The organism is Flavobacterium notoginsengisoli (assembly GCF_042686225.1).
Taxonomy (GTDB): domain Bacteria; phylum Bacteroidota; class Bacteroidia; order Flavobacteriales; family Flavobacteriaceae; genus Flavobacterium; species Flavobacterium notoginsengisoli.
Window position 1 is genome coordinate 464,554 of the sequence record NZ_JBHUOT010000001.1, and the last position, 20,460, is coordinate 485,013.

Below are 20,460 nucleotides of genomic sequence, written 5' to 3' on the forward strand. Positions count from 1 at the left end.
TTTGTGATTTAAATTCTATTTAGAATTTATAACTGAAACTTGCTACGACATTTCTTGGTTTTTGGGGATTTAAAGTAGACCAGCCACCATTGAAATAATTTTTATTGGTAATATTATTTACATTTAAGCTTACACGGAATTTATTTGAGTTATAAAAAACCGAACTATTAATAACGGTATACGCAGGTAGTACAAATTTCCCTGTAACATTACTGTCCAAAATAGCGTTATCACTGGCATAATTTCCTCCAAACCCAAGTCCAAAGTTTTCTAAAGCTCCTTCATCAAATTTGTAGGTTGCCCAAAGATTTACCAAATTTTTTGGACCAGCCCAGAAAGGTCTTTTCCCCTGATCAAGCCAAACGTTATTTTCATCACCTTTTGTAATTTTACTTTGGTTATAGCTGTATCCCGCAATAATACTTAGGTTTTTTAATGGCGAAGCATTCAGGTCAAATTCAAATCCCTGACTTCTTGCTTCACCACCCTGCGAACTGTACATTGGATTGCTAGTAACTAAATTGGCAACATTGATATCATAATAACTTGCAGTTGCAGTTAATTTGTTTGAAAGCAAATCTGCTTTTATTCCCGCTTCTAACTGATTCGCATGTTCGGGTTTAAAAGTCTTTGAGCCAATAAAATTACCGTCATTATCATATATTGCGCTTGGAGCAATATTTCGAAAGCCATTCATGTAATTAGCAAAAACAGATAACTGATCCTGAATTGGCTGATAAACAAAACCAAATTTCGGGGATAATGCTGTTTGATTGTAATTATCTATGTCAGTTTTGATATTTCCTTCGGTGTCAAAATAATCCACTCTTAAACTTGCCATTACCAATAATTTTGAAGTAATGTTCAAGACATCTGATGCATAAGCACTGTAGGTTGCATCTTTAGAATTATAATTCGGTCCGGCTTCTCCCGCTAACAATTTGTCTACAGATGTCTGAGTAAGATTATAAGGATTATCCGGATCTAATTGTCTTACTTCACCCTGAGCTGTTACATTGTAAAGTTTTCCATAGCCAGAACCGCCAAACATTACATTTCGGTCAAAATAATCTAAACCAACTATGAGACGATTTCTCATGTTTCCAATTCTGAAATCACCAATAAAGTTCTGCTGAATATCAGTAGTTGCTGTCTGTGAATTTTCTTTGGTAATCCAAAAACCAAAGTCGCGATTTCCGTCTTCGTTATCATAGATATAAGAATAATATCCTTTTGATTTGGAAGAAGTCCTGGAAAGGACAGTTTGGGATGTCCATTGGTCAGAAATTTTATAGGTCATTTGTCCCTGCAGATTAAATCTCGGGTTTTTCATTGGAAGATCATTACTGTAAAATGATAAATCAGTATTGTAATTTAAATCGGCCAGATCAGTGAATTGCAGTGGAGCATCCCTTCCTAAAAATAACATAGATGGCGTCGTTTTTTCTTCCGACATAAATTCGGTATTGATCAGGAAAGATAATTTATCATTTACTTTATAAGACAGGGAAGGAGCTACAAAGATTGAAGTACGAAATCCGGCATCCTGAAAACTATTTTCGGTTTGGTAAGCTGCATTTATTCTAAAAAGTACATCATTGTTATCATCAAGAGGCGTATTAAAATCTGCTGTGACTCTGTTTAAACCAAAACTTCCTGCCAAATAAGATATTTCACCTCCAAAACCGCTGTAAGGTTTTTTAGTAACCGTATTAATAAGTCCGCCGTAGCTCACTAAACTGCTTCCGAATAAAGTTCCGGAAGGCCCTTTGATAACTTCAATTCTTTCAATATTTGCGGGATCAAGAGTACCGCTTGTAACGCCCGGAAGACCATTTACAATATTTGCCTGAACTTCAAAACCACGAAGTGAATAATAAGAACCTCCATCGCCACCGCGACCAGTAGATTCCCATAATTTTTGAATTCCGGGAACATTTTTTAAAGCATCTTCATAATTTGTGATTGCCTGTTCTTTCATCAGTTCAGACGAAACAATGTTGTAAACCTGAGGATTTTCAACATTTTTAAGAGGCATTTTAGAAACATAAGTACTTTGTTTTGGAAATGCTTTTCCTCTATTATTTGTAATGATAACTTCCTTTAATTGTTTGTTGGAAACAGTTAGTTGTAAATTTAGAATTGCTGTTTCATTTGCTGTTACATTTACCTGTTGTTCTAATGTTTCATATCCGGATAATGAAACTTGAAGTGTATAATTATTTGGTTTTATCCGATTAAATTCGAAAGCCCCCTTTTCATTACTGACAGTGCCATATTTTGAATTTTTAAGGATTATATTAACTCCGACAGCATTTTCACCATCTGATGTAGTGATTGTCCCTTTAATTTTACCCAGATTTTGCTGGGCAAATACATTGCTGCTAAAGAGTAGCAATAAGCAGATTTTGGTAAGGATCTGCATAAAGCCGATTTTCGAATAATTCATGGTAATTACTTTTTTTGGATTAATTTTAAAGTTTGCTATTTAGAATAAATAAAAACAGAGCAAATTTAAAAATTATAATTTCCTGAACAATAATTAGTCTAAGTTGATTGCTTCTTTTTTTTGTTATTTCTTCCCCACCAAATGAGAAAGCCTGTAATCGGTAAACTTGCACAAATCAGGCTGGCAAAAAAAGCGAGTACTTTACCTGGAAAGCCCAGAATACTGCCTACATGAAGATCATAATTTATAAAACGAAATTTTTCGCCATTACTTTTGTCTTTGTACTTTATCGTTCTAAGAGGTTTTGCAGTATATTGGTCATAATCTGTAGCTGTATCATCAAAGCGGCTTTTGTATCTGATAAAGGTATTGTAAGTTGCAAGTGAATCAGTTTCTTTTGGAAGAAACATATAATAACTTTTGGCCTCAGGATGCGATTGTTTTACAGAGGCATAAATTTTGTCAAGCGGTCTGTTTTTGGTGAATTGAGTAGTATCTGAAACTACTTTTTCTCTTTTGAATGTTTTTCCCCCATTAAATAACCATTGCAAACCTTTATCATAAGATTGAAATGCCCAAACCAATCCTGTAAGTGCAATTAGCAAGGCAAAAAGCATCGAATAAAAACCGAGTATATTATGCAAATCGTAGTTTTTGCGTTTCCATTTTGTACTGTTTTTCCATTGAAACCAAAAACGCTGTTTAGCAGCCTGTTTGTTTTTTGGCCACCAAAGAATAAGCCCAGTAATTAAGGAAATGATAAAGATAATCGTAGCCGTTCCAGTAATTGGATCTCCAATTTTGCTATTAAGGCATAATGTCTGATGCAGCATTCGAACAAAAACAAAAAACTCGAAATTAACATTTTCCTGTTTTTTAACCGCTCCACTGTAAGGATCTACATAGAGATAAGTGCTTTGATATTGGTTCCAATACCAAAAGGCATCTGGATTTAATTCTTCATAAAACCACACAATTACGGTGCGGTCATTTTCATTAAGTATTCGACATCCTGAAATAGATTCTTTTGGGTTTTTGTTGGCTTTTTTTGCAATTTCTATGATTTGGCTCAGAGGCAGTTTTTTTTCTTTTACCTGATCTACGTGATAATAATCATGAACGATAGGACGTAATTCCTCCTCAAAAGAGTACAAACATCCCGTAATACCCAATATTACTACAATTAGGCCGGACGCTAATCCCAGCCATAAGTGAATTTTAAGAATGAGTTTTTTAAAAGTCATAAAAGTAATTCTGATTGTTATAATTAAAAGCGCCTCAATTTAATAAATTGAGGCGTCAGTTTAATTGTTTTAGGTCTTAGAATTTGATTGTCAGATTTGCTAACAAGTTGGCTGGTGCCATTGATGAACCCCAGAAATCCCAGTATTTTTCGTTTGTAATATTGTTGAATTTTAAACCTAATCTCCATGTTGGTTTTTCATAATATACAGTTGCATTGTAAACGGTATAAGAAGGCATATAAATTAAATTATTTGCAGTAAAGTAATTCTTGTCGATATAGTTTGCACCTGCACCAATACCTAATCCTTTCAATTTATTTTGGAAAGTATAAGTAGTCCAGAAGTTAACTACATTCTCAGGAGAACTTGTCGCTTTTTTTCCTTCAATAGTTGGATCAGATGCTCGTACAATTCGGTTGTCATTATAAGCATATCCACTTACAATACTAAGTCCGTTAAATGGAGTTGCCATTAATTCAAAATCAACACCTTTGCTTACTTGTTTACCATCTTGGATCGTATATCCGGCATCAACTCTTGTAGCATTATCAATAGTAATGTTGTAGTAGCTAATAGAACCGCTTAATTTTTTATTAGACGTTTCTGCTTTTAAACCTCCTTCATATTGTACCGCATAAATTGGATCTAAAACTAATAAGGTTTGATCGGGTTGTGTGACAGGTGCCATATTCTGGAAACCGTTCATGTAATTTGCGAATACAGAAACCTGACTTTTTACAATTTCATATACTAATCCAAATTTTGGAGAAAGTGCTGTTTGGCTGTAACCCTCAACAGTTCCCACTTTTGCTCTTTCAAAATTATCCAGACGCAAACTTAACATTGCGGAGAACTTGTCTGTAAAATTGACAACATCACAAGCGTAAGCACTAATTGTTTTTTGGTCAGCAACCGCAGAAGTTGTCAGGTTAAGACCAGCATCAACTGCTTTTCTTCTAATAGGAGCAAAAGGAGTTGTAATATCAATATTATCAAGTGTAAAAGTTGATCCGCCTGAGAAGTTTGAAGTATAAAGTCTGTAGTTTACACCAGCAAGGAATTTATGTTTGATGCTTCCAGTTGAAAACTGTCCGTTAATGTTTTCCTGAATATTAGTATAGTTGTTGAAGATAGGTCCCCAAAGTCCAACTCTTCTGGCTACTTGTGTTGGCGAACTCCATACAGCATAACTTTGATAACTGCGTTCTACATCTTCACCTACAAAAGAGAATACAGTTGTAGATTTCCAGTTTTCAGATATTTGATATTCAGCTTGCCCAAAGAATTTTGTAGCCGTTGATTTTGCATCGTTATCATCATGGAACATAGACTTTTTGTAATCAATTCTTAACTGACTAGGATTTGTTATTCCAGAATTTGCGTCATAAGTATTATACGTACGTCTGGTGTTGTTTACATTGTAAAGTTCTGCATCGAAGTTAAAAGTAAGTTTTTCCGATGCTTTGTAAGTTAAACTTGGAGCAAAAAGAAGCGTATTGTTGAACCCATAATCAAGGAAGCTTTTTTCTCTGTGAACTCCCATATTGATTCTGAATAAAACTGTTTTTTCCTGATTTAAAGGAGTATTAACGTCTACAGTTAATCGGTTTAAATTGTAGCTTCCAGCTGTGTAAGATACTTCGGCAGCAGTAGTTTCAAAAGGTTTTTTTGTAACAAGATTCACTACACCTCCAAAAGAAGATACTGATGAACCAAATAAAGTTCCAGAAGGGCCTTTCATGATTTCAATACGTTCTACGTTACCAAGATCAACAGAAGAACGTCCAGAAACTGTTTCCATTCCGTTACGAGCATTAACTCCAATAGAAAATCCTCTGAAAATCATTCCAACTCCACCAGATGGGTAACTAATTGACACAACCCCTGGTGCGTTCATAACAGCGCCTTTGATATCTACGGCAACCTGCTGTAATAAAAGTTCTTTTTGGATTACACTGTAGACCTGCGGGTTTTCAATGTTGGTTAAAGGCATTCTGGCAACATAATCTGTTTTTTTAGATAATATGCTTTTTTTTCCATTTACAACAACTTCTTTTAATTCTTTGTTGGAAACTTTTAGCTGTAAATTAATATTTGATGTTTCACTTTCTGCTACAATTACTTCACTTTCTGAAGTCTCGTAACCAGTTAAAGAAACTTGTAAAGTATAAGTATTTGGTTTTACTCTGTTGAATTCAAAGTTTCCATTTTCATCAGAAACAGTCCAGTATTTTGAGTTTTTAAGAATAACATTAACTCCTGCTGCTAATTCACCATCAGAAGTAGTGATGGTTCCTTTAATTTTTCCATTTTGTTGGGCAGATACGATTAAGAACGAAAAGACAAAACTAATTGTCAATAGAAGACGTAATGTCCTCGGATTAAAATATTTCATTGGTTTGTAAAATTGGTTTATAAATATATTTTATTTAGAATAAATAAAAATAACGCAAATGTATAGATAATATTTTCTTTGACAAATATTATTTTTAAGGATTTACTAAGTATTTGTTAAGATTATTTTAAGAAAAGAAAGAATATTCTTCAGGTCTTAATTAGAAAAGAAATTCAAGTTTTTGTGAAAAAAGAAAAAAGTAGAATGCTTCCTCTAAAAAAGCCTTAATTTTGCAGTCTGAAAAACAATTTCATGATTTTACCTTTCTTTAAAAAAATTCAGAATACACCCCGAGGATATCGTATAGCGAACACTGTATTTTTCTTTCTTTCAGGATTTGGGTACTCTTCTTGGGTATCTCGTATTCCACACATACAAGCACAATTACACTTAAGTGAAGCTCAGTTTGGAGCCGTTTTATTTGCTTTTCCAATTGGATTAATGCTGACAATGCCGTTTACGGGGAAACTTTTAAACAAATATAGTAGCCGTTACATCATGCTTTTAGGAGCAATTATGTTCAATATTGTATTGTCATTGCCCGGATTGGTGGCTTTTGTCTGGCAATTGGTTATTGTGCTTTTAATCTTTGGTGCCTCTCGTAATATTTTCAATTTATCGATTAATGCGCAGTCTCTGGAGGTGCAGAAATTGTATCCAAAATCTATTATTACCCGTTTTCATGCCGTTTGGAGTATTGCGGTTTTCTCAGGAGCTGGTTTAGGGTATGTGATGGTAACACAGAAAATTGCACCGTCACATCACTTATTGGGAGTGAGTGTTTTTATGCTGGCGCTAACAGCTTGTTTTTATCCGATGAGTATTCACAATGAGCCTGTTCCGGTTAAAAAGAAGTTCTTTTCTATGCCGGAAAAAAATCTGGTAAAGTTTGCCTTGATTTGTTTTGTCTCTATGGCATGTGAAAACACAATGTACGACTGGAGCGGAATTTACTTTGAAAATATTCTGAAAGCTTCTCCAAAATTAACCAGTGCAGCCTTTGTGTTTTTTGCATCGGCGGTTACGCTGGGACGTATATTTGGAGATTATGGTGTAATGAAATTTGGAACTAAAAAAATCCTGCTTTATAGCGGAATCCTAATTACAATAGGTTTTGGAATCTGTTTTATTCTGCCTTATGCGTATCCAACTATTTTCGGTTACGTTTTAATCGGATTTGGAGTTTCTTGTGTCGTTCCTTTAGTATTTAGTATTGCGGGAAGATCTTCAAAATTAAGCAGTGGTTCTGCCTTAACTTCGATTTCTACAATTGGTTATTTAGGGTTTTTGCTGGTTCCGCCAATGGTTGGTTTTATTTCTGAATATCTGAGTATGAAATGGGCCTTTTTAATTATGGCACTTTTAGGTATTCTGATGATTTTTATGGTGAACAAGATCGGGGAGAATGAATAAGAAAGTTGCTAAGGTTCTGAGATGCTAAGATTCTAAGTTTTTTTACCGCTAAAGCGCTAAGGCGCAAAGTTTTTTAAGATTAAGTTCCGTTAGGAATGAATTATTTTCTAGCAACGGATTTCAATCCGTTGAAATCGATTTGTGAAAAGCTAAAGTTCCGTAGGAACGATTCACATATCACATTAGAATCATCGCTTTTTCATTACAAATCGCTCTGTATTGGGTTTTCCTTTTTTCAAACCGGAGATTTCTGCGATCAATGAATCTTTTGCAACAAGATTGTAAATGATTTTGTTGGGATAATCGTGTTCTGGATTTTCAAAGACAATTTGGTTATCAGTTGCAGAGGTCATTTCAAAACTTACCGGTAATTCTTTATTTTGACCTGGAACTGTTACGATGTAAGATAGTTTTCCATTAGCTTCTTCAAGACGAACATGTTCTGCAAAAACCGTATCATTTTGTCCGACAACAAAATAAGATTCCCCCAGATATACCGAATCATTTTCTTTTTTCCAGCGTTCAGTTAGTTCACCTTCGGCTGATTTATTTCCCCATTCGCCAATAAACCATTCTGCTTTTGCAAGATTAGAATAGGTTTTTGGAGGAGTTTCGGTTTTGATTTCTTTTTTGCAAGAAGATAAAACTACAATAGTAAAGATTGAGGAAAATATAATACCTTTTGTTTTCATGATTCGTATATTTAAAACAGTATTGATTTTATTAAAAATAGAATAAAGGTTTGATTTTTAGTGTTTTGTGTTCGTTTTTTTTACTAGATAATATTGTCAATTTACATTTTAAAAAGCAGCGATATAGTTTAAGAATAAATTACATCATATCGTTTAAATTTTTAACGAATGTATTTAATTTAAAATCTTTGATTAATTTCCTGAAATAGTCTAAATTTTTAGGTTCAATTTTAGAACTTTCAAGGAAGCGAGATGCTTCTTTTTTATTTTCTGAAAACAAATAATAAGAAAGCACTAGAGCGATAGAATCTCCATTTTCCGGATTAACCTTTAATCTGGCATTTGAGATTTTATTTAATAAATCCAATTCATTTTTGTATGTTTTGATTTTTAGCTTTTTCTTTAGTAAAATCATTGTCTGAGCAGCTCCGGATAAAAGATCATTATTGAAATCATACTCTTGATATTTCAGATACTTACTTAAGTTTTGATAAGCTTCTTCATATTTTAGATTTTGCAGTTCTATCTTAGATTTCCAATATAAAGCATAAGTATTTTTACTATCATATTCTAAAGCTTTATTGATTAAATCGAAAAAATCTGCTATATTTTTTTTGTCCAGAATTTCGAGCTCTTCTTTGGAATAATTTCCTGTAATAGTTAATTTACTTGTTGCCATATCCACGTAGAACATAGATTTTTCTGAATCAGTTTTTTGTGAGTAGCAATAGCCTGAAAGCAATAAAAGTATAAAGAGTACTTTTTTCATCTTCAATTTTAATGAAAGGTAAATTTTGAGATGAACAATTGCTTTCATTTAAACGATTTATAATTTTGGTCTTTATGAGATTCGATTTCTTTTTTTACAAAAGACAATTATTTACTTCTTCGTCATCACAAACTTCTCAGAACTCGGTTTTCCATTCAAATTCCCGGAAATTTCAGCTGTCAAACTATTATTAGCTCCTTTTGTATAAGTAATTTTTTGAGGATAATCGTGTTTGGCATTTTCAAAAATCAATTGTTTATCTGATTCTGATGTTGAAGGAAAGAAGACAGGTTTATCATCATTTTGTCCTTTTACAGTTGCTTTGTAAGTTAGTGTTTCGCCAAGTTGCGCCAGTATGATAGTTTCAAAATGAAGTGTGTCTTTTCCTTTTATAAAATAAGAAGAAGCGCTGAAAGTACTATCGTTTAGTTTTTGCCAGTTTTCACTTAGAACACCTTCTGGAGAAGCATTTTCCCAGTTGCCAATAAGCCAATCTGCGACTTTGATTTTATCTTTTTCTACAGATTCTTTTTTCTGGCAGGAAACGAAAGCAATGATAAGTGTAATAAGAGTAATTTTCTGAAACATATTTTGTAAGGTTTTGATTGTACTAATGTATGAAAAAAATGTTTGCCACAAATTACACGAATTTCCACGAATTTTTCTTTGAAAATTGGAACGATATTTACGCCATAGATTAAAGATTAAAATGATTTTATTTCACGCAGATTTTACAGATGTAAGCAGATATTCACAGATTTATATAATTTAAATCCAAGTTTAATCTGCTAGAATCTGCAAAATCTGCGTGAAATAAATTTGTGGAAATTAGTGTAATTTGTGGCTAAATAACTTAAAAGCTTTCCTTCAAAATAGAATACACCAATTCCTTGGTAGGTTTTTGATCCTGAAGTTTGGCTCTTACTTCATCAAAAGTAACTTTAAAATCACAACCTGATTTGTACTCAGCGCAACCATAAGCAGTTTTTCCTTTTAAAATAGTTCCTTTTTGACATTTCGGACAAATTAAAGAATCTGAAGCTTCTTCTTTTACCGCCGTTTTAGACGCTGTTTTCTTCGGTTCTAATTTGAGTTTGTAATTTTCCTCAAAACGAATCAAACCTTCAACAGTTCCATTTTCAGTTTTAAAGCCTTTTATGTTGACTGTTGAACCTTTTTGAAGCAATCGTAAATACTGCGGTTCTGTAATTTTTTTATCATGAAAAACATAAGGAAGTACAAAATCACAACCCGATTTGTATTCGCTGCAACCAAAAGCCGATTTTCCTTTTATGAAATTTCCTTTTTGACATTTTGGACAGGTTTCTGCTAAAATTCCCCCTGAAGCTTTCTTTTTCTCAGCTTTCACAACAGGTTTCTGAACAGATGCAGCATAAGAGATATTCGCACGGGTAGTTTCACTTCGGACTTCATAGACCAAAGATTCCACCATTCTTTTCATGTTTCGGATAAAAGCAGCAGCCGTAAAAGTACCTTTTTCAATATCTTTCAGCTGTTTTTCCCAGGAGCCCGTAAGTTCAGCCGATTTAATCAGTTCATTTTGAATCGTATCAATTAACTGAATTCCGGCAATAGTGGGTAAAATCTGTTTTTTATTACGAACAATATACTGGCGTTTAAAAAGCGTTTCGATAATATTGGCGCGAGTTGACGGGCGACCGATTCCGTTTTCTTTCATCAATTCGCGTAAATCTTCGTCATCGACTTGTTTGCCGGCTGTTTCCATTGCACGAAGTAAAGTCGCTTCGGTATAATAATTGGGCGGTTTGGTTTCTTTTTGAAGGAAAGAAGGTTCATGTGGTCCTCGTTCGCCTACAGTAAAACTAGGCAGTAAATCTGGTTCTTTTTCTTTCGCATTCGGATCTTCAAAAACAACACGAAAACCTTTTTTCAGTATTTCTTTTCCTGTGGCTTTAAAGGTCACATCGGCTGCTTTTCCAATAACCGTTGTGTTGGCAACAAGACAATCGTCATAAAAAACGGCAAGAAACCGTTTTACAATAATATCATAAACCTGCTGCTGATTATGAGGCAGATTAATTTCGATTCCAGTGGGAATAATAGCGTGGTGATCGGTTACTTTTTTATCGTTAAAAACCTTTGGTGATTTTTTGATTTTCTTTCCTAAAAGCGGTTCTGTTAAATGAGCATAATTTGTCAGTTTTTGCAGAATTCCCGGCACTTTTGGGTAAATATCTCCCGGTAAAAAAGTGGTATCAACTCTCGGATAAGTAATCGCTTTTTGTTCGTACAAAGTCTGAGCAATTTTAAGCGTTTCTTCTGCCGAAAATCCAAATTTCTGATTGCAATATACTTGTAAACCTGTTAAATCAAATAGTTTTGGGGCGTATTCGTTTCCGTTCTTTTTATCGACAGAAACAATTTCAAAATCACTTTCTTTGACTTTTTCAGCCAGAATTTCTCCGTCTTCCTTTTTCAGAAAACGACCTTCTTCGTAACTAAAAAGTGTATCTCGATATAAAGTCTGTAATTCCCAATACGGTTGAGGTTTAAAGTTTTCGATTTCTTTAAATCGTTCGACAACCATTGCCAATGTTGGTGTCTGTACACGTCCAATTGACAAAACCTGTTTGTAACCGCCATGTTTTACGGTGTACAAACGTGTTGCATTCATTCCTAAAAGCCAGTCGCCAATGGCTCTTGAAAATCCTGCGTAGAATAAATTATCGTAGTTTTCAGAGGGTTTTAAGTTGTCAAAACCTTCTTTTATCGCTTCGGTAGTCAGAGAGGAAATCCATAAGCGTTTTATTTCGCCTTTGTAATGGGCCTCGTTCATTACCCAGCGCTGGATGAGTTCCCCTTCCTGCCCGGCATCCCCGCAGTTGATAACTACTTCGGCTTTTTCGAAAAGGGTTTTTATAATTTTAAACTGTTTCTGGATTCCTGAATTCTCAACGACTTTGGTTTCAAATTTTTCAGGAAGCATTGGTAAATTGTTTAAATCCCAGCTTTTCCAGTGCGGTTTGTAATCGTTGGGTTCTTTTAAGGTACATAAATGCCCGAAAGTGTAGGTTACGGCATAACCGTTGCCTTCATAATATCCGTCGTGTTTGGTATTGGCCCCCAAAACGGATGCTATTTCACGTGCTACACTTGGTTTCTCAGCAATACAGACCTTCATTTTTTCCTTTTCTTATTGAGGAGCGAAGTTAGGATTTTTTTGGGTTTGCCGCAAAGGTACTAACGTGCTAAGATTTTTGATTGTGCAGTTGGATTGATTATAAAGAAATAAAAAAACATAAGATAATTGTTTTAATGTATTGGTTTTTAAATGATTAAAATAATTATATTCGTTTGGCCAAAATCAAATATTATGAGTGTAAAACAAGCGTCGACGATAAATGAGGTCATTCAGATACTGGATGAAATCATCGAAACATCAAAGCTGGAGCAAAGTGCTTTAGGTTTATTTGCTATGCTATATCGTGAAGTAACAGTAAGAATAAAACAAGGAATTATTGAAGGATCTTTTCAAAATGGTGAGCGAATGGAAAAACTGGATGTTATTTTTGCGAATCGTTACATTGAAGCCTATTACCAGTATAAAGCTAAAGAAAAGCCATCTGAATGCTGGGCATTTTCTTTTGAACAGGCAGAAAAATTCTGGCCCATTGTGATACAACATTTACTGCTTGGAATGAATGCACATATTAATCTGGATTTAGGAATAGCCGCCGCGCAGGTGAGTACAGCCGAGAATATTGGAAATTTAAAAGCCGATTTTGATAAAATAAATTCCATACTCAGCAGTTTGGTAAAAGGAGTAGAGAAATGTTTAATTAAAATCTGGCCAACTCTTACTGTTTTACTAAAATTGGCAGGCAAGGCCGATACTTTTTTTATTGATTTTAGTATGGAAACGGCCAGAAATGGGGCTTGGAAATTTGCCAATGAATTTGTCATACTTCCGGAAAATCAAACACAAGGTTGCATAGAAGAAAGAGATAAAAAAATCACAGAAATTGCTCGTTTAGTTTCAAATCCGGGCTATTATGTTAGCGCTATTTTTAAGTTTATCCGCTTATTTGAAAAAGGAACTGTAGCTCAAAAAATAATTGATTTAAGGATAATGGAAGAAAAAAATATGGAATGTGTTACGGTTTAGCTGAAAAAACAGCATTAATCAAAGTACCATTTGGTTGGAAAAGTCAAATTAAATTTTGGATTTTTGATGGCTAGTTCAACACATTTTTTTTCAAAATCAGTTTTATTGAAGGGGCCAAATACAGGTTTGTCCTGAAAACCACTTACAGTTCTTTCGATAATGTAATAATGAATTATTTCGCGATTTATTTTTTGTGCAGCGTTTTCTACAAGCGGATGTTGTTTCGAATAAATATATTTTGAATCATAACCCACTGCAAAAACATAAGCAGGAACTAAGATTTCACCTTTCTTTAAAGCTCTGGACTCATACAAATCGATCCACAGTGTTTCATAATCATCTACAATAACATCACTTCCGTAATCATATAAACTGAAACAAGAGGTTACTAACATTGATATAAAAATTATAAAAATGATCTTTTTCATGAATAGTAATTTTACAAGGTAAAGTTTCAAATACTTTGTTTTTAATAACTTATCAGATTAAGCGGGTAGATGGGGAACAGAGATTATTCTGTTTTGGATTTCTTTTTTAGAATTAGTAATTGTATGATTAACAGTATAAGAGAAATCTGAAAATATAAACCAATGATAGCGTTACTCTTTTCAGCTTGCAGTAACTTTTCGTTGTTCAGGAAAATTTCATTATTTAGCTTATTCCTGAGTACTTTTATTGTTTTGTTTTTAAGCAAATCATTGTTGCTTGTTAAAGTATATTTGGTATTGTAAATATCGATTAACTGATTATCAGGACAGGTTAAATCTCTTTGGATTTCAGAACCTTTTAAATGTCCTTTAATGCTTGTATAAGTACATCGTTCTGTAGAGGTTCCTGCAGAAGATTTTCTTTGTTCCGTAATAGCAGTATTAATTAGAAAAAAATCATTTTTTAAATATTTTTTCGGCTTGTTTAAGGCTTTAAAATTTTCAAAAGGTCTGACAATGCTTTTAAGAGGATTCCCTTCAGTACAGCCATGAACGAATTGTGAAATAACAAAAACCAGACTAATTACCAGATGAACCAGTAAAAAGTATTTCATGGTTTTGTTTTTTTGAAAAAACGGATGTCTTTTTCGTTTCATTTTGTTTTACGAAACCGCTGTTTATATTTTGAAAATATCAATTCTTTTAAGCCAGCTAATTTCTGATCCTAAAAATTGAAGTTTCGTCTGAACTATTTTATCACTTTTATCTCTCGGATTTTTAGTAACAAATCGTGCAGTAGAATTACTAAAATCTAAAGTATATTTTTCGTCCAGATCTTCTTTTTTATCAGCAGAAAAAGTAACGACATTGTCTTTTGCAGTCCATTTTCCTTTACCGTATTTGTTTACTTCCGGAGGAGTTCCGCCTTGTAATTTTGAATACGAGTGAAATAAAAATGTTCCGTCCTGGTTTAATGTTAATTTGTATTCAATTTCATGTTTTCCTTTTTCGGAAAGTGAACGCGTGTAATCACCCGCAAACTGACTGGTTTGTGCAGATAGCAGGAAGTTGAAAATTAAAAGTAAAGCGGTTAAAATTAGTTTCATTGGTTTTGTTTTTTGAGTGTTTTTTAAGGCTGGTTTAGGAGCTTTCTCAAAATTAATTGGTTTAAAACAAAATTCCTTACGGGAAACCGTATTTCCAAAATTTTAATTAATAACTCAAATCAGGAAGAAATATTTTGTGAGGTTTTTCTTTTTGAATGTTCTTTTACTATTTTCGTTAAAAATTAAATTCTATGGAAAAATTAATTAATGATTTTGAAATCGGACTGTTCTTATGGCAGTTATTTCTTTTGATCCTTTTTGGATTTATACTTTACTTTTTTTACAGACTTTTAAAAAAAATAATAAAATAAAATGCTGTTTCCGGTAAAGTAAAAAACCGAAGAAATTTTTATTTTAATAAAAAAGCGTAAAAGTCTAAATCTTTACGCTTTTTAGATTACGTCTATTCCGAACAAATTTACTTTCTCATTGCTGCAAATTGTATTTTAAAACTTTCCAGTTTGACCAAATAAAAAGTAGAAAATAACAGAATCCAGGCAATAAACAGTAAAAACAAATTGGTTAAATTAGAATTTGTAAATGCAGTGTACTGAGAAAAGAAACCAAAAAATAAAAGTCCAATAAAGTTGTACAGAAAAGCATTTTTTAAGCTCATTTTTATACAGCCCGTTAGAAAATTCCAACTGGAAAGATAATCAGAAATTATAATTTTAGTAGGATCTGATAAGTCAATGACAACATTTTGAGAAAATTCGAGTGAGACAGTTATGATTTCTTTTTTTACGGTATACTTAAAGTTGTTTTGGTCTAAAAGTTTTACTATTTGGGTTATTTCCATTTTTTTTGGGTTTAGAGTTTAAAACTATATTTTTAGAAGAATAATCCTAAAATTTGGTTAATTTTATTTTTTGCAAGAAAATAGATGTATCTTACCCAAAGATTAGAATGATTGCAATAATGGAAACTGCCAACTTTTATTTAGTAAACAGCTGTTTAATGTGCTTACTGTGCACCTTATTGTATTTGCATGACGATACTTTCTTAAAAAGTTCCAAAGACTTTATTCCTTTAGCCCTGTCATAACTCTGGACAGGGAAACATTTATTTTATAAAGCTCATTTTATTAAACTTTCATTTTCATTCAGGATAAGGTATCACTGAATTATATTGGGCTGTGAGATATTCAGTGAAGAGTTGAATGTCGTTATCTATGGAAATGGAGCAAATAGGAAAGTCATGTCACAAAATATTATTTTAACTACAGGAACATACGATTTAATTAAAGATCACGTAAGAAGAAAAAAAGTAACACCGCAGGAAGAAGAGCTTTTATTAAGTGAACTAAAACACGCTACTCAGGTATTACGAAGAAATTTACCCGAAGATATTGTTTCGGTAAACCGAAGAGTAACTTACAAAGACCATACGAATAATGAAGAAAAAACGATTCTTTTAGTTGGTCCGGAAAAAGTAAAAGTGAGTAAAAACAAAATTTCAGTTCTTTCTGATGAAGGGATTGCAATGGTTGGTTATAAAGTGGGCGATCTTATAGAATGGCCGGCAAAGAAAGGGAATTTGAAATTAGAAATTTTGAAAGTAGAAAACGCAGAAGCTTAATATTGTTTTCTGCTTTTACGTTTGTTCAAAACGTCCCGAAAGAGTTTTCTTTTGGGACGTTTTTTCTAAATATCCCCTAAAAAATATTAAAAAGTTAGATTCTTTATTGATTCATCAAATGACTTACATATCTTCCGCCACCTGCTTTTATAATTAAAAAAGGTACTTTATTCAATTTTTGAAGTTCAAAAAGCTGTTCATCCTTAAGATTAGTATTTCTTAATTTGAAATTTTTAACTGATGAAAATGCCTGTGAGTTGAAAAGTTCAATAAAGTTGTCAAAACTGGTGTATTCTTCATCTAATAAGTCATAAAAATCTATTAAATCTGTGTAATCCAATATAGTTAGTTGTTTGAAATTATTGCTTTTTGCTAAGTTCGTAATAAAATTTTGATGATTATAACCAGCTTGCAATTTCAAAATCTTCAGAGGATGTTCACCAATTTCAAAAAAAGAATAATCTGGGGCAGATGGAATAACCAATTGTTCCAAATTCGGCATTCTTGAAACAAGTTTTGCAACCATACCATTTTCTTCCAAATCACCATCATCAATTATACTTTGATTATGATCTCCTAAGTCAGTTAGCTGGATTTTAAAATTTTTAAGTTTTGGAAATATTACATTTGAGTTTAGAAGTCTATTAAAATTCCATGATTTTGTACCATTTGCACCTTCGTCAGGTCCTGTAAAGTCTATAGAAATTACTTTATCAGCTCTGTTTTGATCGCTAAGAAAATCTAATAAACTACAAAATGCGAAGTTAGTCTGATAATCAATTTCTGAAATTTTAGTATCAGGATCATCGTCATAGCCATCACCAAAAAAGTTAATTTCAAATAGGTCTCCAACTGGAAAAAAAGAAAGTTTAGGAGAATAATTAGTATAAAACTGACCTTTATTCTCTACTGAATAATTATAGATTTCCTGTTGAAGTTTTTTTAATTCGTCTAACATAATTTAATGCATAAAGTGATGAATCACAAATATAATTCTTTGTTTTCAATAAAGGAAAAAACTTACAAAAAATATTAGCTAAAAATATATTTTTAAACGACAAGGAATTTAAAAATTAAAATAACCAATAGCACTATTAACTTGGCGACCAGAAAGCTGAAAATGTTCTAAAATCATCATCGTTTGAAAGAGTCGATAAATTGAAATAAAGAAATCGTAGCGAAGCTCCCCAAAAAAACAGAATAATTCCTCCTTAAAATACTTTTAAAAAGAGTATAAGTTATTTTAAAAGAAGCGTGATGTCTTCCAGTTTTTCATCTGTCAATAGATTTCCTTTTAAATTAAGGATATGCCCATTTTGATGTTTGTTATATTTTGAATATTTTCTAATTAGCTCCTTTGAAATTTTGTATCCCTTAATTACTTCAGTATTTTCATCAAACAATAGAGCAATTAAGTAATCAAAAGTATCATCATTCAGTTTTCTGATAACCCCAAGCTGTTTAGTGCCTTTTCCATTTATTAAAGTTCTGCATTTAATTTGTACTCTAAGGTTCTTTGAATCAATTGCATCAAAACCTGAGTTTGAACTAATTTGTAAATTCCATTTGAACTTTTTTGCTACATACCACTCACAATAATCTGCAATCGGATTGTTTCTGGTACGAATTATTTTTCTTGCTTTTAATTCGTCCATTATTTCAGAGTTTAATCTCATCAACTCCTTTTCTGTAAGTTTTTTTAATTCTGGCATTTATTACTTTTATTTAACTTAATTATTAATCATCAGATTCAAATTCTCATCCTTATTACGCGAATCCATTCCGTTTTCGTAAATGTTTTGACATAAAATAGATGAAATCTTTTAAAGTTATGATTCTGTTTTTTTATCTGAAATTTCAAATAGTTTTATAAATTTTCTCTCGAAATAGTTCTTTTTATAATTCATTCTTAAATTAGAAATGAGACCAATAAGAAATATAAACAAATTAAAAAATACCCAAACAACTAAAGGTGATTTTTCGATAATGAATATAATATTGAACAAAATAAATGCGATAAAAGGAAAGTATCGAATCCAGTAATATCCAAATCGAATTGGAACTATTTCGTATAATATCTCGGTTTGGTTTAGATTTTTAGATTTAATCTTGCCTTTTAAAATATACGGAATAGGAAACAATATTGCATTTGGAGTTATATTAAAATCATTTTCACGGAATGTTCCGTAAAATAATTTTTCTTTCTCTCCAATCATATTAAATGCATGTAGTGGACTTCCACTAATTTCAGGATTACCTATTTTAGTATTTGCTTTCAGTCTTGCTCTGAATTCGTGAATACTTATTTGTGATACCATTTAACTTAATTATTAATCATTGGATTCAAATTCTCATCCTTATTACGCAAATCCAAACCACCTTCGTAAACCGATTTTAGATTTATCAAATAAAAATGCCAGCCATTGGAACAGCCCAGTCTAATGTATTGTTTAGACGAATTATCTGTTGGAATATTATGATGACGGAGTTCTACCATCGTATAGCCATTGCTCTCGCTTAGTTTAATATCTATTAGACAATTTCCTTCAAACGTAAACTGTAAATAGTCTTTTCCGTTGACAGCAGTAATTTTACCTTTCATGGCATCATTGTACAAATACCAAAACCATTCATAAGTATTTCCTTCCGTAACGTTTTGATCTTTGTCAATTGGTTTCTGATTGGCATCAAAAAAAGATACTTTTTCCAGAAACCATTTTTCCAGTTCATTCGCAGTTGTCCAAGCGTTATAAATATCGCTGAGTTTCGCTTTAATGGCTATTTTTTTGGTGAAAGAAGTCCAGTCAAAATTTTCCATGATTTACTTTTATTTCTGTTGAGTCGCTGAGCAAAAAAGTTTTCACCTTTTATTTCCGAAATATTAGATAAAACAAATACTACATTGTTCGAAATATTATTCCAGCATTTTAGTCTTACCAATTCAAGTAATGGTGTAGTTAGATTTTGTATATTTTTTTCAATGTTATCTTTCATCTTTTAATATACATAATTGTATTTACCTTCAGAAAATACATTTCCTGTAATGGCATCAATTTGTATAAATGGGCAATGATTGCATTTTTTGGAGACATCCCAATAATACAATTTTCTTTTTCCCTTTTGATAACCTAAGCTGGTTTTTGAGTAGGTATAAGTTTTAAAGAATATCTCTACATTCTGTCCATAAATACCATATCGTTTAGCAATATGGAGTGCCTGTTTTTCTGTGATTTTTATTTCGTCCTTGTTTTTTTCTTTGCAAGAAGTAAGACAAACAGAAATTCCAATGAAAAAGATAATTATGGCAGATAAAATATTCTTTTTCATACACTACTTCTTTTTAAACTTATATTCACGTTTATTGCTTTTTGGATTAAGATCAACAAATTCATAATCTTCAAAATCTGCGAAACGGGTTTTAAAGAACTCGCCGGCTTTTTCTAATGACCAGGTTTTAGGATAATAAAAACCATCAAATTCGACATTTTGAAGATGCAGTTTAAAATCATATTTAAATTCGTAGTTGCCAACATAAGTCAGAGCGATTTTTCCGGACCAGTCAATATCAAATTGATTTGGAGTTTTGGGCGTGATTTTAATGCTGTGATTAGCACAACTGTCGTGTCCTAATAAATAGATTCCGAAAGCAATATCATCATAATCATAATCGGCATCAAGAGGAAAAGTATCTGCTAGTAAAGCGTCTTTTATAAAATCATTAAAAACAGCTTTTTGAGATGAGGTATTGATTTTAATTCCGTTATCGCCCCAAAAAGTCGAAGACATCGTACAACGATGAAAATTTTCCCAGACTCCTTTAGACTCCCAGTCGCTATCAGCGTCCTCATCTTCTTCGTCGTTAAGCTTGGTGTCGTCTTCTGTGTAATAATTCTCGGTTTTTAAATGAAAATCAAACCAAATGGATTCGTCTTCTTCAATTCTGCCGCTCCATTCAAATTCTTCTAAAGCGTGACCGTTTGGATACGGATTTTCTAAAAAATAGATTCTGTTGGGTTTATTCATGTCTTTTTGATTTTCTAAAGACTAAAGATAGAAACAAAACGTATTCTTACAAATTTTTCTGGGATTACAATTGGTGTTTTGTGGTTTAGGATTTTTAATAAGTACGAAAGTTATGAAAAGGCAATTCTAAAAGCTGGATGTATGACGAACTGTTTATTATTATTTCCAGCTTAAAATTAAATCAAGTAAGTTGTCTACAAATATTTTGAGCCAGTT

General features: G+C 32.4%; 20 protein-coding genes. 3 read left to right on the forward strand and 17 right to left on the reverse strand.

Translation table 11 applies throughout. The features are described 5' to 3' along the window. Positions 1 to 19: 19 nt before the first annotated feature. From ACFS3A_RS01810 to ACFS3A_RS01820, 3 genes are all read right to left on the reverse strand, one after another. Entirely contained in the window at positions 20 to 2,449 is a 2,430-nt protein-coding gene (locus ACFS3A_RS01810) for a TonB-dependent siderophore receptor (protein ID WP_379823585.1), read from the reverse strand. A gap of 98 nt (positions 2,450 to 2,547) precedes the next feature. Next, positions 2,548 to 3,693: a PepSY-associated TM helix domain-containing protein gene (locus tag ACFS3A_RS01815; protein WP_379823586.1), complete on the reverse strand. Its 1,146-nt coding sequence runs from the start codon at positions 3,691 to 3,693 to the stop codon at positions 2,548 to 2,550. A 76-nt stretch (positions 3,694 to 3,769) separates the two neighbouring features. Next, entirely contained in the window at positions 3,770 to 6,088 is a 2,319-nt protein-coding gene (locus tag ACFS3A_RS01820) for a TonB-dependent siderophore receptor (protein WP_379823587.1), read from the reverse strand. A 252-nt stretch (positions 6,089 to 6,340) separates the two neighbouring features. Between ACFS3A_RS01820 and ACFS3A_RS01825 the strand changes: the two genes are divergently transcribed. Continuing rightward, positions 6,341 to 7,501 carry an MFS transporter gene (locus tag ACFS3A_RS01825; protein ID WP_379823588.1) on the forward strand — a complete coding sequence of 387 codons (1,161 nt, stop codon included), beginning with the start codon at positions 6,341 to 6,343 and terminating at the stop codon, positions 7,499 to 7,501. 188 nt (positions 7,502 to 7,689) lie between these two features. Here ACFS3A_RS01825 and ACFS3A_RS01830 read toward each other — a convergent pair whose 3' ends face one another. The 4 genes from ACFS3A_RS01830 to ACFS3A_RS01845 all read right to left on the reverse strand — a co-directional run bounded on the left by ACFS3A_RS01830 (position 7,690) and on the right by ACFS3A_RS01845 (position 12,125). Beyond that, positions 7,690 to 8,193: a DUF6265 family protein gene (locus tag ACFS3A_RS01830; RefSeq protein WP_379823589.1), complete on the reverse strand. Its 504-nt coding sequence runs from the start codon at positions 8,191 to 8,193 to the stop codon at positions 7,690 to 7,692. Between the two features lie 139 nt (positions 8,194 to 8,332). After that, the gene (locus ACFS3A_RS01835) at positions 8,333 to 8,962 is read right to left on the reverse strand and encodes a hypothetical protein (RefSeq protein ID WP_379823590.1); all 630 of its coding nucleotides are present in this window, start codon (positions 8,960 to 8,962) and stop codon (positions 8,333 to 8,335) included. 111 nt (positions 8,963 to 9,073) lie between these two features. Beyond that, on the reverse strand, positions 9,074 to 9,550 hold the full coding sequence (locus tag ACFS3A_RS01840) for a DUF6265 family protein (RefSeq protein ID WP_379823591.1): 477 nt from the start codon (positions 9,548 to 9,550) through the stop codon (positions 9,074 to 9,076). 265 nt (positions 9,551 to 9,815) lie between these two features. Beyond that, on the reverse strand, positions 9,816 to 12,125 hold the full coding sequence (locus ACFS3A_RS01845; protein WP_379823592.1) for a type IA DNA topoisomerase: 2,310 nt from the start codon (positions 12,123 to 12,125) through the stop codon (positions 9,816 to 9,818). A gap of 192 nt (positions 12,126 to 12,317) precedes the next feature. On the opposite strand from ACFS3A_RS01845, the gene ACFS3A_RS01850 reads away from it, so the two are divergent. Next, positions 12,318 to 13,109, forward strand: a complete 792-nt coding sequence (locus tag ACFS3A_RS01850; RefSeq protein ID WP_379823594.1) for a DUF5995 family protein — start codon at positions 12,318 to 12,320, stop codon at positions 13,107 to 13,109. Positions 13,110 to 13,123: 14 nt separating this feature from the next. On the opposite strand, the gene ACFS3A_RS01855 is transcribed toward ACFS3A_RS01850, so the two are convergent. The 4 genes from ACFS3A_RS01855 to ACFS3A_RS01870 form a co-directional block, all read right to left on the reverse strand. Then, a complete protein-coding gene (locus ACFS3A_RS01855) occupies positions 13,124 to 13,537 on the reverse strand; it encodes a DUF3997 domain-containing protein (protein WP_379823595.1) in 414 nt (137 codons plus the stop codon). 83 nt (positions 13,538 to 13,620) lie between these two features. After that, positions 13,621 to 14,151, reverse strand: coding sequence for a hypothetical protein (locus tag ACFS3A_RS01860; protein ID WP_379823596.1), 531 nt, complete (start codon positions 14,149 to 14,151; stop codon positions 13,621 to 13,623). A gap of 63 nt (positions 14,152 to 14,214) precedes the next feature. Further along, on the reverse strand, positions 14,215 to 14,643 hold the full coding sequence (locus tag ACFS3A_RS01865) for a copper resistance protein NlpE N-terminal domain-containing protein (RefSeq protein WP_379823597.1): 429 nt from the start codon (positions 14,641 to 14,643) through the stop codon (positions 14,215 to 14,217). 418 nt (positions 14,644 to 15,061) lie between these two features. Beyond that, the gene (locus tag ACFS3A_RS01870; protein ID WP_379823598.1) at positions 15,062 to 15,442 is read right to left on the reverse strand and encodes a hypothetical protein; all 381 of its coding nucleotides are present in this window, start codon (positions 15,440 to 15,442) and stop codon (positions 15,062 to 15,064) included. Positions 15,443 to 15,840: 398 nt separating this feature from the next. On the opposite strand from ACFS3A_RS01870, the gene ACFS3A_RS01875 reads away from it, so the two are divergent. Then, entirely contained in the window at positions 15,841 to 16,221 is a 381-nt protein-coding gene (locus tag ACFS3A_RS01875; RefSeq protein WP_379823599.1) for a GreA/GreB family elongation factor, read from the forward strand. 103 nt (positions 16,222 to 16,324) lie between these two features. Here ACFS3A_RS01875 and ACFS3A_RS01880 read toward each other — a convergent pair whose 3' ends face one another. The 6 genes from ACFS3A_RS01880 to ACFS3A_RS01905 all read right to left on the reverse strand — a co-directional run bounded on the left by ACFS3A_RS01880 (position 16,325) and on the right by ACFS3A_RS01905 (position 20,244). Next, positions 16,325 to 17,179 carry a hypothetical protein gene (locus ACFS3A_RS01880; RefSeq protein ID WP_379823600.1) on the reverse strand — a complete coding sequence of 285 codons (855 nt, stop codon included), beginning with the start codon at positions 17,177 to 17,179 and terminating at the stop codon, positions 16,325 to 16,327. Positions 17,180 to 17,459: 280 nt separating this feature from the next. Beyond that, positions 17,460 to 17,933 (reverse strand): DUF6998 domain-containing protein, encoded by a 474-nt coding sequence (locus ACFS3A_RS01885; RefSeq protein WP_379823601.1) that lies wholly within the window; start codon positions 17,931 to 17,933, stop codon positions 17,460 to 17,462. Positions 17,934 to 18,050: 117 nt separating this feature from the next. Further along, positions 18,051 to 18,539, reverse strand: a complete 489-nt coding sequence (locus tag ACFS3A_RS01890; protein WP_379823603.1) for a hypothetical protein — start codon at positions 18,537 to 18,539, stop codon at positions 18,051 to 18,053. Positions 18,540 to 18,544: 5 nt separating this feature from the next. Continuing rightward, positions 18,545 to 19,039, reverse strand: coding sequence for an SRPBCC family protein (locus tag ACFS3A_RS01895; RefSeq protein ID WP_379823604.1), 495 nt, complete (start codon positions 19,037 to 19,039; stop codon positions 18,545 to 18,547). A gap of 179 nt (positions 19,040 to 19,218) precedes the next feature. Beyond that, positions 19,219 to 19,548, reverse strand: a complete 330-nt coding sequence (locus tag ACFS3A_RS01900; protein WP_379823605.1) for a hypothetical protein — start codon at positions 19,546 to 19,548, stop codon at positions 19,219 to 19,221. Positions 19,549 to 19,551: 3 nt separating this feature from the next. Then, positions 19,552 to 20,244 (reverse strand): hypothetical protein, encoded by a 693-nt coding sequence (locus ACFS3A_RS01905; protein WP_379823606.1) that lies wholly within the window; start codon positions 20,242 to 20,244, stop codon positions 19,552 to 19,554. Positions 20,245 to 20,460: the final 216 nt, after the last annotated feature.